Annotated in this window: 12 protein-coding genes and 1 tRNA gene; 4 read left to right on the plus strand and 9 right to left on the minus strand. The window is 57.6% G+C overall.

Going from position 1 to position 13,827, the window contains the following annotated elements:
- Positions 1 to 34: 34 nt before the first annotated feature.
- Positions 35 to 502: a low affinity iron permease family protein gene (locus AM218_RS04730; RefSeq protein WP_054412329.1), complete on the minus strand. Its 468-nt coding sequence runs from the start codon at positions 500 to 502 to the stop codon at positions 35 to 37.
- Positions 503 to 757: 255 nt separating this feature from the next.
- Between AM218_RS04730 and AM218_RS04735 the strand changes: the two genes are divergently transcribed.
- Positions 758 to 839: transfer RNA gene (locus tag AM218_RS04735), tRNA-Leu, on the plus strand.
- An 81-nt stretch (positions 840 to 920) separates the two neighbouring features.
- On the opposite strand, the gene AM218_RS04740 is transcribed toward AM218_RS04735, so the two are convergent.
- From AM218_RS04740 to AM218_RS04755, 4 genes are all read right to left on the minus strand, one after another.
- The gene (locus AM218_RS04740) at positions 921 to 2,474 is read right to left on the minus strand and encodes an NFACT RNA binding domain-containing protein (protein WP_054412332.1); all 1,554 of its coding nucleotides are present in this window, start codon (positions 2,472 to 2,474) and stop codon (positions 921 to 923) included.
- 142 nt (positions 2,475 to 2,616) lie between these two features.
- The gene (locus AM218_RS04745) at positions 2,617 to 3,384 is read right to left on the minus strand and encodes an MBL fold metallo-hydrolase (RefSeq protein WP_054412334.1); all 768 of its coding nucleotides are present in this window, start codon (positions 3,382 to 3,384) and stop codon (positions 2,617 to 2,619) included.
- Positions 3,385 to 3,477: 93 nt separating this feature from the next.
- On the minus strand, positions 3,478 to 3,855 hold the full coding sequence (locus AM218_RS04750; protein WP_054412337.1) for a response regulator: 378 nt from the start codon (positions 3,853 to 3,855) through the stop codon (positions 3,478 to 3,480).
- 64 nt (positions 3,856 to 3,919) lie between these two features.
- On the minus strand, positions 3,920 to 7,972 hold the full coding sequence (locus AM218_RS04755) for a PAS domain S-box protein (RefSeq protein ID WP_054412339.1): 4,053 nt from the start codon (positions 7,970 to 7,972) through the stop codon (positions 3,920 to 3,922).
- Between the two features lie 142 nt (positions 7,973 to 8,114).
- Here AM218_RS04755 and AM218_RS04760 point away from each other — a divergent pair, with 142 nt between their 5' ends.
- The gene (locus tag AM218_RS04760; protein ID WP_054412341.1) at positions 8,115 to 9,239 is read left to right on the plus strand and encodes a glycosyltransferase; all 1,125 of its coding nucleotides are present in this window, start codon (positions 8,115 to 8,117) and stop codon (positions 9,237 to 9,239) included.
- Positions 9,236 to 10,165 carry a tRNA (adenosine(37)-N6)-dimethylallyltransferase MiaA gene (miaA, locus tag AM218_RS04765; protein ID WP_082318072.1) on the plus strand — a complete coding sequence of 310 codons (930 nt, stop codon included), beginning with the start codon at positions 9,236 to 9,238 and terminating at the stop codon, positions 10,163 to 10,165. The genes AM218_RS04760 and miaA overlap by 4 nt, the downstream gene beginning before the upstream one ends.
- 41 nt (positions 10,166 to 10,206) lie before the next feature.
- On the opposite strand, the gene AM218_RS04770 is transcribed toward miaA, so the two are convergent.
- From AM218_RS04770 to pfkA, 3 genes are all read right to left on the minus strand, one after another.
- Complete coding sequence (locus AM218_RS04770) at positions 10,207 to 10,392, minus strand: hypothetical protein (RefSeq protein WP_054412343.1); 186 nt, start codon at positions 10,390 to 10,392, stop codon at positions 10,207 to 10,209.
- A 40-nt stretch (positions 10,393 to 10,432) separates the two neighbouring features.
- Complete coding sequence (locus tag AM218_RS04775) at positions 10,433 to 10,813, minus strand: hypothetical protein (RefSeq protein ID WP_054412345.1); 381 nt, start codon at positions 10,811 to 10,813, stop codon at positions 10,433 to 10,435.
- Between the two features lie 93 nt (positions 10,814 to 10,906).
- Positions 10,907 to 11,878, minus strand: coding sequence for a 6-phosphofructokinase (gene pfkA, locus AM218_RS04780; protein ID WP_054412347.1), 972 nt, complete (start codon positions 11,876 to 11,878; stop codon positions 10,907 to 10,909).
- Between the two features lie 259 nt (positions 11,879 to 12,137).
- On the opposite strand from pfkA, the gene AM218_RS04785 reads away from it, so the two are divergent.
- Positions 12,138 to 12,578, plus strand: a complete 441-nt coding sequence (locus tag AM218_RS04785; RefSeq protein ID WP_054412349.1) for a tellurite resistance TerB family protein — start codon at positions 12,138 to 12,140, stop codon at positions 12,576 to 12,578.
- Between the two features lie 6 nt (positions 12,579 to 12,584).
- On the opposite strand, the gene AM218_RS04790 is transcribed toward AM218_RS04785, so the two are convergent.
- The gene (locus AM218_RS04790; protein WP_054415297.1) at positions 12,585 to 13,802 is read right to left on the minus strand and encodes an aspartate aminotransferase family protein; all 1,218 of its coding nucleotides are present in this window, start codon (positions 13,800 to 13,802) and stop codon (positions 12,585 to 12,587) included.
- Positions 13,803 to 13,827: the final 25 nt, after the last annotated feature.

Genomic DNA, 13,827 nt, shown 5'->3' on the forward strand with positions numbered 1-13,827 from the left:
AGCCCGGCACTACAATGCCGGGCTTTTCTTATGGCTAAAACCGTTGGGCGTGCAGCTTATACGCGTGATTTTCCTCTGCCTCTTCCACTGAATGCGTGCGCCCCAGGTCACGGTCGGCTTTGGCTTTGTCTGCCAGCAGGCAGAAGTATTGGTGTAGCAGCTGAATTTCTTCTTCCGTAAAGTCCTGGGCATTAATCAGGCGGTTGCTGGCACCTTTCGTGGCCGCCAATAATTCATTCAGCTTGAGGTGCAGCACCAGGGAATCCTTGTTCTGCGCCCGCTGAATGAGAAACACCATCAGAAAGGTGACGATGGTGGTGCCGGTATTGATGATGAGCTGCCAGGTTTCGGAGTAATGAAACACCGGCCCCAGCAGCGCCCACACCAGCACAATGCCGGCTGCCAGGCAAAATGCGGCCGTGGTGCCCGTAAACTGGGTAATTTTCTCAGCCAGCCGGGCAAACGGGTTAGGAGAGCTGGAAGTGGTGGCGGGAATGTTCATGGGAGTACTGGTTGACTGATTGTTGAAAGGATAGTCACCGTTTTGCTAGCGCTTCAAAATAACGCCGGGAGGGTAGTGGCTGAAAATGAGCTGTAAGCAGCACATAGGTAATTGAAAAACCGCCAGAAAGGCAAAAAAATGCAGAGTGGGCTTGCAACGCTATGCAGCAGTGCCTACTTTTGCCCTCGCTTCGTCGCCTCAGCAAAGCCGGAAACGTTGGTTTCTGAAGTAGCTTGCCAAGAATAAACTACCGCTGCGCACGTGGTGAAACTGGTAGACACGCCATCTTGAGGGGGTGGTGCCTTCGGGTGTGGGAGTTCGAATCTCCCCGCGCGCACACCGGCCGCCGATTGGCCACCAAAAAGCCCAACCTGTATAAGGTTGGGCTTTTTGTTTATCTATACTTGGAAAGGAGCCCTTAGCTTTCCGGGCTTCCGAACCGCTCAAACGGGTTAGCCGGCACTACCAGCACCACCCGCTCCCGCTCTACCACTACCGAGCCGGCCACGGAGCCTTTGGGCTTGCGCACAAACTTTTTAGGCGTGACCGTGACGGGGCAAAGCGAGTCGTTTTTGCGGCGGGAGTACCAGGCGGCCAACTGCGCGGCCCGCTCTACCACAGTTTCCGGCACGGTTTGCCCAGCCTTCTGCCGAATAACTACGTGGGAGCCGGTTACGTCCTTAGCGTGCAGCCACAGGTCGTCTTTGTGGGCGTAGCGTTGCGTGAGCAAATCGTTGTTCTGGGCGCTGCGGCCTACCAGAATAGTGTAGCCGGAGTCTTCGAATACTTTAAAGGGTAGCTCGGTAGCCGCTTTGGCTTTGGTTTCCGGCTCCAGTCCGTGCTGCTTGCGCCAACTGCGGAAAGCGCGCAGGTCGGCAATAGACTCCAGCTCTTCCAGCCTTTCCAGGCACCAAAGGGCTTCAGTTTCGCGGCGCTCGGCGCGTTCCTTTAGCTGTTGGGTTTCCAGCTGCTGGTTTTTGGCCTTGCGGTATAGGTTTTGGGCTGTGCGCTGGGGTGTTTCAGTCGGTTTGAGCTTGAGGGTGCGAGGCTCGTTGGTGAGATAATCGATGACCTCTACCTGCGCCGCGCCGGGCGTAATCTGGTGCAGGTGGGCCATAATCAGGTCGGCGGTGTGGCGGAAGCCGGCTTCGTGCTCCAGCGCGTGCAGGCGGCGGCGGGCGTGGGCCGCGCCGGTGGTGGCTTCGTCGGCGCGGCGCTCCAGCTGCTGGCGCAATTGGCGCAGCTCGGTTTCATAGGTGCGCCGGCTGAGGATAAGCGGCACAAAGCGCCGCAGGGCTTCAATGGGGTCGGGGGCCCAGGTCTGCTCTACTTCGCCTACGGGAAGCAAACTCAGGCGGGTGCGGCCTTCCAGCGCAATCAGATAGAAGTGCGGCGGGTTTTCCAGCAGGCTTACCACCTGTTGCACCAGCTGCTCCCGCGTAGCGGCATCAGAGGTTTCGTAGCCCTGGGTGCGCAGCCAGTGGCGCGGCACATCGCCTAAAGCCGGCAGGCGCTTCAGCGGGTCTTCTGTGGTGGGCAGCAGGGCCGGGGCCAGCTCGGCATCCGCCGTAAACCGCTGATGAAACAGCTCCGGCGCGGCCCCGGGCACCGCCCGGGAGACAGCATTGGGACGCGGCCCGTACAGTTTCAGCAGCAAACTGGCCCCATCAGTGAACTGAATAGTAAGCACCCGGTCCTGCGGAAACACATCCACCAAGGCTACCTCGCGCCCCAGCAAAGCAGGCAGCAGATCCACAGAGTTTTGCCGCGCCCGATGAAACGTTTCCGGCAAGGCCAGCAGCGGAAAAGCGGCCGAAAGCTGCACTTTCAGCCAGAACTCAGCGGCGCCATTCGTCAGGCCAATCACCAGCTCATCCTTCTCCTGCGAAAAGCACGTGACCACCCGGAAGCCGGCCAGTTTTTGCGTGAGAGCCGGGGCCAGCAGGCGGAAGAAATAGTAGTTGTTGTGCACGATTCGGACCCTAAAAAGTAGTCATGCTGAGCGCAGTCGAAGCATCTTACGTGCTGAGGTTGTGGTGCTAACTAATTACCACACTAGCGAGATGTCTCGACAAGCTCGACATGACAGGCAAAAAGAATGATTAAGACCCAAACTACACCGTCACCTGCAGCCCATCATACGCCAGCCGGATAAACGGCGGCAATTCTGCCTCCACCTCGCGGTGGCGGCCCAACTGGTGGCTGATGTGCGTGAGGTAGCCGCGGGCCGGCGCCAGCTCAGTGAGGATATCGACGGCTTCCTGCAGTGTGAAGTGGGAAATGTGCTTCTCGTGGCGCAGGGCATTCAGCACGATTACCTCTGAGCCGCGCATCCGCTCCATGGATTCCGGAGAAAGGTGGTTGGCATCCGTCAAATAGGTAAAGCTGCCAATGCGGAAGCCCAGCACGGGCAGCTTGTAGTGCAGGGCCCGAATGGGGTGCACTTCGATGCCTTCCACCCAAAAGCTGTCGGTATCGCTCAGAATTGGGTGCACTTTCACCTGTGGCACGCCGGGGTACTTGTGCTCGGCAAAGATATAGGCGTACTCCTGCCGCAGCTGGTCCAGCACGCGGGGCTCAGCATACACCGGCATATCCTGCTGCTGCCGGAAATTATAGGCCCGGATGTCGTCCATGCCGGCCGTGTGGTCCTTGTGCTCGTGGGTGAACACCAGGGCATCGAGGTGGTCGATGCGGGCGCGCAGGGCCTGCTGCCGGAAATCGGGGCCGCTGTCAATGATGATGCTTTTGCCGCCTACCTGCACGTGAACCGACACGCGCAGGCGCTTGTCGCGGTAGTCAACGGAACGGCACACGGCACACTGACACCCGATAACGGGCACCCCCTGCGACGTGCCCGTTCCGAGGAAAGTAATCTGCACTTCGTGAAAATTCTGGAGCTAAAAAATGATTACTGCCTCCCGGGTAAAACCCTGTGGGTTCTACTTCGGCAGGCAGCAGTCGGGCTTCAGCGTTTAGCCAATATATTGCTTTACTACCCGCACCAGCGCGTCAAAATCCAGCGGCTTGGGCAGGTAATCGGTTACGCCGGCCTCGCGGAACTGCTCCATGGAGTAGTTGTTGGCGTTGCCGGTAATAGCAATAATTGGAATTTTGGCGATGCGCTGATCAGGGTTGCGGCGGATTTCGCGGGTGCATTCCATGCCGTCTTTCACCGGAATGTTAATGTCCATCAGCACACAGTCAATGGGCTGGCTTTCCACTTGTTTCAGGACCTCCCCACCATTTTTGGCGGAAACAATCTTGTACTTCTGCAACTCCAGAATTTTCTTGGTCAGATTTAGAATCACGGAGCTGTCTTCGGCAATTAGAATCGTTTTTTGATCGGCCATGATAGGGAGTAAATTAGAACCAGGGAGGGAATGAAAGTAAGGAGAGAGGAAACCTAATAAATTCCTACGAAACGCCTGTTTGGGTAACGTAGGTTTCAGCAAAATGGTGGAAAAAATCCTGAAGCTCGGCAAAATCGGCTGGTACATCCTGCATCTGGCCGTTTTTGATTTTATGCTCCAGCTGTTTGGCGGCTTCGGCCAGCCGGTTCAGGCCCAGCGTGAAGCCGGTGCCCTTTAGCTGGTGCAAATGTGGTAAAATCTGGTCGTAATGGCCACTTTCCACAAAAGGATATGCTTCTTCCAGCAACTGGCCGGCTTCCTGCTCAAAATCGGCGTAGAGCTGCGCGGCAAACTCCTCGCCACCCAGCTCCCGCAGCTGGCTCAATATTTCCAGGTTCAGGCTCTCGGGCTGGGGCTCCGTGGCGGGTGCCGGCTCCGGCACCAACTCCTCCACGGGCGGAATCACCACCGGCTTGTTGGGCCGCCAGTGCATCAGAATAGTGTACAGGTCCTGCGACTTCACCGGCTTGGAAACGTAGCCATCCATGCCTTCTTCCACAAAACGCTCGGCGTCTTCCTTCATGGAGTAGGCCGTCATGGCCACAATGGGCGGGCACTGCTTGCCCAGGCGCCTCCGAATCTCGCGCATGGCCGTGACGCCGTCCATTTCCGGCATCTGAATGTCCATGAAAATCAGGTCGTAGTGGGTGCCGTCGGTGGCACGGCTAATGGCTTCAAACCCGTCGCTGGCAACGTCTATGCGGCAGCCCAGCTTTTCCAGCAGGCGCTCGGCCACCTTCTGGTTGATGGGGTTGTCATCCACCAGCAGCACCTGCGGCACGGAGTCAAACTGCACTACTTCCTGCTGGCTCCGGTCGCGGGAGGCCAAGCGCTCCTGCACAATTTCCTGCTCGTTGTGGGCCACGCGGCATTTAATCTCAAACCAGAAAGTGCTGCCTTTGCCCACCACCGAGTTTACCCCGATACTACCGCCCAGCATCTCGGCCAGCTGCTTGCTGATGGCCAGGCCCAGGCCGGTGCCCCCAAACGATTTGGTAGGCGTATTATCCAACTGGGTGAAGTTGGTGAACAGGAGCTTGGCATTATCATCGGAGATGCCAATGCCGGAGTCCCGTACCTCAAAGCGCAGCACGTGCTTGTCGCCGCGGTGGGCCTTGCTGGTTATCTCCACGTGCACATTGCCCTCGTTGGTAAACTTAATGGCGTTGGAGGTGAGGTTGCTGAGCACCTGCAGCAGGCGGGTTTCATCGGTGCGGATGAAGCGCGGCGTTTCCGGCGAAATATGGTAGGTGAACAGCAGGTCTTTCTGCAGGGCCCGGTTTGCAAACAAGGAGTGAATCTTGTCCATGGAGTAATACAGGTCGATGCCGGTTTCATTCAGCACCAGCTTGCCTGCCTGAATCTTGGACAGGTCCAGAATATCGTTCAGAATGGCCAGCAGCGCATCCGAAGACTTGCGCAGGGTGTCTACATAGTCTTCCTGCTCCGGGGAGGAAACCGTTTGGTGCAGCAGGTCAATCATGCCGATAATGCCGTTCATGGGCGTGCGCAGCTCGTGGCTCATGTTGGCCAGGAACTGGGTTTTGGCGTGCAGCGCGGTTTCTGCCGCATCCTTCGCCCGCCGCAAATCGTCCTGAATCTGCTTGAGCTCGGTAATGTCGCGCCCGATGCCTTCCGTGCCGGAAATACCACCATGCTCATCCTTCACCATGCGCGCGTTGATCAGCACACTCACGGCGCGGCCACTCTTGTGGCGCATATCAATCTCATAGTTGCGCACCTCGCCTTGGGCCCGAATGGCCTGCAGCAGCGCCTCCCTATCCTCGGGCTTGAGATAATAGTCGCCAATGAAGGTGCCTGATACCTCTTCCGGCGTATAGCCCAGCATGTCCATCACGGAGGGGCTCACCAGCGTCAGCATGCCCTTGCTGTCGGTGCGGTAGTACACGTCCTGGAACGACTCGAAAATGGCGCGGAACTTCTCCTCCTGCGCCGCCAGCTCCAGCTGGGAGCGTTTCTTGTCCGTGATGTCGTGCGCAATACCGGATATCTCTTCAAAGGAGCCATCATCCAGATAGATGGGGTTGAGGTAGATTTCCCGCCAGGAGTCCATGCCGCGCGCATCGTTCAGGCGCACCTCAAAGCGCTGCGGCTGCCCTTTAAAGGCCTTGCGGTAATTTTCCATGAAGGCCGAGCGGGCTTCGGGCTCCATCATGTCCAGGTCGGCCTGCATCAGGTTCACGTTCAGGGTAGGATATACCCCGTTGCGCCGCAGGAAGTAGGCCGCGTAGTTGCGGTTGAAGGAGGTAAGGCGGGACTGCACATCCACCGACCACATTAAGTGGGTGCCACTCTCAAAAATGGCGTTCAGGCGGGCGTTCTGCTTGTTGATCTGCACCTCATTGCGCTTGCGCTCAATGGCCAGCGCCACCTGGTTGGAAATAAAGTGCAGAATCTCAATATCCGAGGAGGCATACGCATCTTCCTTGGAGTAGTCCTGCACCGCAATTACCCCAATGATCCGGTCGCCCACGCTTAGCGGAGAGCAAAGCATTACCTCCGGCATAGAGCCAAAGGCGGTAATGGAGCCCGCCGCTACCAGGGCCTGAATATCGACGCGGCGCAGGTATTGCGGGCGCCCCGTTCGGATGATGTACTCCGAAATGCCCGAGGAAAACGGCCGCGACACCAGCGCCTTTTCGCCGTGCGTATGCTGATCCACGAAGTAAGCAAACTGCAGCTGCGTACGGGCATCGTCGCAGAGGGCAATGTAGAAGTTATTGGTTTCGATGATCTTACTCAGCTCCCGGTGAATGGCGCCGTACAGGGAGTTCAGATCTTTGGTACTGATGGCCAGGTTGGCAATGCTGTAGTAAACCTTCTGCAGGCGCTCGGCCTTAATGCGGTCCGTGATGTCGTGCAGAATGGCGCGCGTGCTTACGGGCTCATCGTCCTGCCAGGAGCAGGAAATACTGCCGATGAGGTGCACGGGCTTGCCGCTTTTGGTAAGGAAAACGGTTTCCAGCTTGTTCACCTTCTCCCCCTTGTACAGGTTGCGCAGCTGGTACATCAGCTTGGCCTTGTAATAAGGGTGCACCACATCCGAAAGAGTGAGCTGCGGCAGGTCGTCGTCATCGTAGCCCAGCTTTTCCTTCCAGGCTTTGTTCACAAAGAGGAAGTGGTTGTCGATGCTCAGGTTCTGGATCAGGTCGTGGGCATTATCCAGAAAGTCCTGCAGGCGGTTGCGATTGTCGGAGAGGGCTCGCGCCGTGACGTGGCGGTCGGTCAGGTCGCGGCCTACTACAAATACGCCGCTGATCTTGCCATCGGCATCATAGTCGTACTCAGCGTGCCAGAACACCATGCGCAGCTGCCCGGCTTTGGTGGGAATGGAGCGCTCATAGTAGTCCTGCAGCCGGCCGCTCTTGATGCTGTTCAGGTAGCCTTCGCGCCGGGATTCCCGCTCTTCGGGCACCACAAACAAATCATGATAGGGCCGCCCGATTACTTCTTCCCGCTTGTACTCGGTGTACTCCAGGAAATAGTCATTTACGTCCTTAATCAGCCCTTCCCTGTCGCAGCACACGTAGCTGAGACCGGAGCGGCCTAGTAAATCCCGCAGGTTCTGGCGGGGCTGCTCCTGGCGCACGGTACTGCTGGCGCGGGGTGGGGCCTGGGCGGCATCGCGCAGGGTAAGCTGCACATGGGGGCCAGTGGGCAGCTCTACGCGGTGCAGGGTTACCCAGGCATCCATTGCGGACTGATCGGCCCGGTGCCCATACCACCACTTGGAAAACTGGCGGCCCGTGCGGGCGGTATCCTGAATGGCGGCGTGCAGCTGGGCATCATCCACCCAGCAATCCTCAGCAGAAGCCTGGCTGGGCGATACAAACCCCATCAGGCCGGCGCTGAGCAGCACGGCCCGCGTGGTACCCAGCTGGGTGAGGGCCGTGCGGTTGCAGTCTACCAGCTTCCCCTGCTCATCAAATAAAAGAATAGCATCATACGCCGCGTCAAATAAGGCACGGGAACTACTGTCCTGGGTTAAGGAAGCTGTTTTTTGGCCGGATGTACTATGGGTGGAACGAGAAGCCATGGGCAGTTAATAAACCGGACGCTGTATGTTGGGGAACAAGTCAGCCCAGCTGTATCAGTTGACTGCTTAAATTTGTCAAAAATATCCAGAATAAAGTGCTGGCAGCTCCTTTTCTCCGCTGCGGGCCGCCGTTTGCCCGCTCATGCGCCGCCTTGTCTTCACCGTTACTACGGATTTAAACTACGACCAGCGCATGCAGCGCATCTGCGGCAGCCTGGCCCGGCATGGGTATGCGGTGCTGCTGGTGGGCCGCGCATTGCCTCAGTCGGGGCCACTCACGCCACAGCCTTACCAACAACACCGGCTGCGTTGCTGGTTCGGACGGGGTAAGCTATTTTATCTGGAGTACGCCGTGCGCCTGTTCCTGTTTCTGCTGAAACAGCGCGCCGATGCCTGGTGTGCTATTGATCTGGACACCGCCCTGCCGGTGTGGCTGCGGGCCCGGCTGAGCCGCCAGCCTTTTCTCTATGATGCCCATGAACTGTTTACGGAGGTGCCGGAAGTAGTGCGACGCCCCGCGGTGCAGCGCGTCTGGCAGTGGGTGGAGGCCTTTATTGTGCCCCGGGCCACGCTGGCGTACACGGTGGGTCCGGCGCTGGCCGGGGTGTTTGCCCGGCGCTACGGCCGGTCATTCCACGTTATCCGGAACATCAGCTGGCTGGATGAAGCGCCCATTCCGCCCGCCTCGGCTGGCCCACCTACTAGCTTTATCCTATATCAGGGCGTGCTGAACGAAGGCCGGGGGCTGGAAGCCCTGCTGGAGGCTATGTCGCAGGTAAACGGCCAGCTGGTACTGTGTGGCGAAGGCGACCTTTCGCAGGCGCTGCGCCAGCAGGCCACGGCGCAGGGGCTGCTGGCCAGCGGCAAAGTAGTGTTTAAAGGCTACGTGCTGCCCGCCGAGCTGCGCCTGCTTACCCGGCAGGCCGCTTTGGGTATTATGCTGCTAGAAAACCGGGGGCTGAGCTACTATTATTCCTTGGCCAATAAGTTTTTCGATTATCTGCACGCGGGGGTGCCGCAGGTAGTAGTCGATTTCCCGGAGTACCGGGCCCTGAATGATGAATTTGATGTGGCCGAATACGCCACCTTGAATCCGAAGGAGCTGGCGATGGTTCTTAACCAGCTGCTGCACGCTAACCCTGCCCGCTACCAGGAGCTGGCCCAGAATTGCCGCCGCGCCCGCCTGGTGCTGAGCTGGCAGCAGGAGGAGCAACACCTGCTGGCGCTCTACGCTGGGCTGTGGCCCGATCAGAATATTGCCTTATGATGGAATTTTCAGACTTTTCGGCGGCCGCTGGCCCCACGCTCCTGGTGCTGGCCGGCCCAACGGCCGTGGGCAAAACTGCCCTCAGCGTGCGCTTGGCCCAGCACTTCAGTACCGAAATTATTTCCGCCGATTCTCGGCAGTTTTTTCGGGAGCTGAGCATTGGTACGGCCAAGCCCACGCCGGCAGAAATGCAGGGTGTGCCGCATCATTTTATTGATTCCCATTCTATTGCGGAAGAGTATAACGCGGGCCGGTTTGAAACCGAAACCCTGGCCCTGCTCGAAACACTTTTCCAACGGCATCAGGTAGTCATCCTCACGGGCGGCTCCGGCCTGTACCTGCAGGCGGTAACCGATGGGTTTGATGTATTACCGCCCATAGCACCCGAAGTGCGCACTCAGATTCAAGAAGAGCTGGCCACCGAAGGGCTACCAGCGCTGGTTGAGCACCTACGCCTGCTGGACCCGGTGACGTATGAGCGCATTGACCGCCAGAACCCGCAGCGGGTGGTGCGCGCCCTGGAAGTAACGCGCGGTACCGGACAGCCTTTTTCCAGCTTTCATCAGGCCGGCAAAGGCGTGGAGAGGCCCTTTCGCATCCTGAAAATTGCCCTCACCCGTGAGCGGGAGGAACTCTACACCCGCATCGACCAGCGCGTGGACGATATGCTGGCCGCCGGCCTTCTGGACGAAGTGAAATCCGTTGAGGCTTACCAGCACCACAACGCCCTGCAAACCGTGGGCTACCAGGAAATTTTTGGGTACCTGCGCGGGGAGTATGACTGGGAAGAGGCCGTGCGCCTGCTCAAGCGCAACACCCGCCGCTATGCCAAGCGCCAGCTCACCTGGCTCCGCCGCGACCCGGCTTACATGTGGCTGCACCCGGATGAGGCTGAAAATGCCATCGGGCAGCTACTGACCAGGTAGCCAGAACTGCCCGATGGCGTACTCATTCAAATATGGTGCTATTACAACCGGTGGCTGACTTTCAGCTGGCCGCCGGGCAGAATAGTGGAGCGGGAATCATTCTGAAAAGCGAGCTTAACACCCACTTGCCAGTTTTGGCGCGCATCCACCCAAAAATCGGTGTTCAGCGAAGCTATATAGCCTACATGCAAACCGTTGGTCTGCCTGGCTTTATAGCTGAATTCCATCTTGTTATTCGCATTCAGGGCGTATTGGGCATACTCGAAGTTATACTGTTGCCCATAACCCACAAAACCCGCCTCCCAGCGCTACTACCACGCGGCCATCGTTGCCGAAGGGAGCAAAGAAGACCTCACTTTCGAGGTTTACCGCATGGTAACTAACCGGTACACTGGCATCAGGACCAAAGTATTTCACCTTGGCTCCGCTGATCATGGCAATGCGCGTTCCGGCGCTCAGGTGCCTGTTTAGCAAGCTGGTATAGCCCAGGTGCGTCTTCAGGCAGGAATAATCACCAGAGCCATTGAGGCTGGTACCTAAGCCAAACTCCAACAAATGCTTGGGTTGGCTGGCGGCGGCTGGCTGGGTTTGCGCCTGCGCGGCAGTGCCGGCAACCAGGGCAATCAACAAAGGATAAAATAACTTCATACAAGATGGATAGTGAGAAAAACAGACAAAACAGAATATCCACAAGAGTAGCTGTTTCCGCCTGTTTTTCCAACGGCCTTTCCCGCAGAGCTATTACACGCTCAGAATCTCTACCATCCGCATAAAGCTCTGGTTGATAAGCTTCTTCTTGTAGATGGTGTCATGGAAAGGGGTATACACCAGCTTGCGGTCCATGATGCCAGCCATTACGTTGCGCATACCGTTCATGAGGCCCTCTACGGCTGCAATGCCAATCTGGGAAGCCAGCATACGGTCGGCGGCGGAGGGTGCGCCGCCGCGCTGAATGTGCCCGATGATGGTTACGCGGGTATCCAGCTGCGGAATTTCTTCTTTCACGCGCTGGGCAATGCCGTGGGCGTTGCCCTCTTCGTCGCCTTCGGCTACCACCACAATAAAGGAGGTTTTGGAGCGCTGCCAGCCATTGCGCAGGCTTTCAATCACGGCATCCGTCGACATCTTGGTTTCCGGAATCATTACAATTTCGGCCCCGCCCCCAATGGCGCAGGGAATGGCAATGTAGCCGGAGTCGCGGCCCATTACTTCCACAAAAAAGCACCGGTCGTGCGAGTCAGCGGTGTCCCGGATTTTATCAATGGCCTCCAGCGCCGTGTTCACTGCCGTGTCGTAGCCAATGGTGTAGTCGGTGCCGAAAAGGTCGTTGTCAATGGTGCCGGGGGCACCTACGGTAGGAATGCCAAATTCTTCTTCAAATAGCTTGGCGCCGGTGAACGTGCCGTTGCCGCCAATGGCCACCAGTCCTTCAATACCGTTGTTTACCAGCTGATCGAAGGCCTGCTGCCGGCCTTCCTTGGTCATGAACTTCTGGCTGCGGGCCGATTTCAGAATGGTGCCGCCTTTCTGAATGGTGTTGGATACGGAAGCAGAATCAAGGCGTACAAACTCACCCTTAATCATGCCGCTGTAGCCGCGCATAATGCCATACACCTCAATACCATGGTAGACTGCGGTGCGCACCACGGCCCGAATGCAGGCATTCATGCCGGGCGAGTCGCCGCCGCTGGTAAAAACTCCAATGCGTTTCATATACTTAGTTGGTCTTGTCCCCAAGGAGAAGCCGGCGGCAGGGCTGCAGCCGGCACAAATGATGCGAAGTAAGATAAATTCAACCGTTGTTCCTTGGATGTGGCTATTTTTTCCGAAACTGCGTATTGTGTTCTAGCGGGGTAGTAGGTATCTTAACCTCCCTTTTCGCAGTCTTCGTTTTCACCCCGGCAGGATTTTCGCTGTCGTTCCGCCCTTCTGGCAACCGCCTAATTCCCACCTGTTAACCTGTTTCCGTTATATGTTTGGTTTTTTCGAAAGCGAACAGACGAAGAAAGTCAAAAGCCACCTCTGCAACCTTGCTTCCCTGGCTAAAGCCGATGGACACATTGATGAGCGGGAAATGACTTTCATTGTGGCTGTAGGCAAAAAGAACGGTATGCGGGCGGAGGATGTCCGCAACCTGGTAGCCAATACCAACACTGCCGCCATGGTGGTGCCTGATAATGACTCTGAGCGCTTTGACCAGATTTTTGATCTGGTAGACATGATGCTGGCCGATGGCGTGGTAGACGACCACGAAATGGACTTCTGCATTGACATGGCCACCAAGCTGGGCTTCCGCAAAGCTATTGTAGGCGTGCTGGTCCGGAAGATTTCTATGGGCGTGAAAGATGGCCTGCCCCGGGAGCAGATAAAGCAGGAGTCGCAGGCCTTCCTGAACTACAACGGCGGCGAGTAGCTGGCCTTAGCTGGCCAGGGCGCCCGTTACGTGCTCTACAGCCCGCAGCAGCGCCGCGCAGGCTACTTCAATTTCCTCATTTGAGATAGTGAGGGGAGGAGCCAGCCGCAGTGAATTATCACAGAACAGAAACCAGTCCGTCAGCACACCTTCGTGCTCCAGAGCCCAGTCAATAATGGGCTTCAGCACAGCAAACGACTCAAATTCCACTGCCATCAATAATCCACAGCCCCGCACCTCGCGGATGGCCGGGTGCCGCAGAAGCCGCCTGAACAGGGCGGCTTTTTCGTGCACGCCACTTAGCAGGTTTTCCTCCTGAATAACACGTAGCGTAGCCAGGGAAGCCGCGCACGACACCGGGTGCCCGCCAAACGTGGTGAGGTGCCCCAGAATAGGGTTGGTTTTGAAAACAGCCATGATTTCCTGGGGCGCAATAAACGCCCCAATGGGCATGCCACCGCCCATGCCTTTGGCCGTGAGAAGAATATCCGGCTCGATGCCAAACTGCTCAAATGCCCAGAAGGTACCCGTGCGCCCAAACCCGCACTGAATCTCATCCAGAATCAGCAGGGCGCCTACCTCGGTGCAGCGCTGGCGCAAGGCCGGCAAATAGCCCGGAAGCGCTACCCGAACGCCGGCTTCGCCCTGCACGGTTTCCACTATTACGGCGGCGGTGCGGGAGGTGATATGCTGCAAATCGGCCTGGTGGTTGAACTCGATGTGGCGCACATCGGGCAGCAAAGGGCGGTAGCTGCGCTTGAATTCCTCCGACCCTGTAACAGACAACGCGCCCTGCGTGGAGCCATGATAAGCGCGGTGACAGGAAATAAGCTCGGTGCGGCCGGTATAGCGCTTGGCCAGCTTCAGGGCACCTTCCACGGCCTCGGTGCCGGAGTTGGTGAAATATACTGAGTCCAGACGGGTGGGCAGGGTGTGGTGCAGGGCGTGGGCCAGCTCGGCCGGCGGGGCCTGCACCAGCTCACCATATACCATCAGGTGCAGGTATTTATCCAACTGCTGATGAATGGCCGCCAACACTTTGGGGTGGCGGTGGCCTACGTTACTTACCCCAATTCCGGAAATTAAATCCAGGTAGCGGCGGCCATCAAAACCGTACATATACACTCCTTCGGCCCGCTCAATTTCAAGCAGCAAAGGGAAATCAGAGGTTTGGGCCTGATGGCGCAAAAAAAGCTGGCGGGAGGTAAATGAAGCCGTTTGCATAGACGCAAAGGTAAGGCGCCATTTT

It is taken from the genome of Hymenobacter sp. DG25A (genome assembly GCF_001280305.1).
Taxonomy (GTDB): domain Bacteria; phylum Bacteroidota; class Bacteroidia; order Cytophagales; family Hymenobacteraceae; genus Hymenobacter.

Bases quoted from the DNA above. Each gene is read 5' to 3' on its own strand.
- AM218_RS04730 (WP_054412329.1), bottom strand. From the start codon at position 502: ATGAACATTCCCGCCACCACTTCCAGCTCTCCTAACCCGTTTGCCCGG.
- AM218_RS04750 (WP_054412337.1), bottom strand. From the start codon at position 3,855: ATGGCCGATCAAAAAACGATTCTAATTGCCGAAGACAGCTCCGTGATT.
- AM218_RS04755 (WP_054412339.1), bottom strand. From the start codon at position 7,972: ATGGCTTCTCGTTCCACCCATAGTACATCCGGCCAAAAAACAGCTTCC.
- AM218_RS04760 (WP_054412341.1), top strand. From the start codon at position 8,115: ATGCGCCGCCTTGTCTTCACCGTTACTACGGATTTAAACTACGACCAG.
- miaA (WP_082318072.1), top strand. From the start codon at position 9,236: ATGATGGAATTTTCAGACTTTTCGGCGGCCGCTGGCCCCACGCTCCTG.
- AM218_RS04770 (WP_054412343.1), bottom strand. From the start codon at position 10,392: ATGGAATTCAGCTATAAAGCCAGGCAGACCAACGGTTTGCATGTAGGC.
- AM218_RS04775 (WP_054412345.1), bottom strand. From the start codon at position 10,813: ATGAAGTTATTTTATCCTTTGTTGATTGCCCTGGTTGCCGGCACTGCC.
- pfkA (WP_054412347.1), bottom strand. From the start codon at position 11,878: ATGAAACGCATTGGAGTTTTTACCAGCGGCGGCGACTCGCCCGGCATG.
- AM218_RS04785 (WP_054412349.1), top strand. From the start codon at position 12,138: ATGTTTGGTTTTTTCGAAAGCGAACAGACGAAGAAAGTCAAAAGCCAC.
- AM218_RS04790 (WP_054415297.1), bottom strand. From the start codon at position 13,802: ATGCAAACGGCTTCATTTACCTCCCGCCAGCTTTTTTTGCGCCATCAG.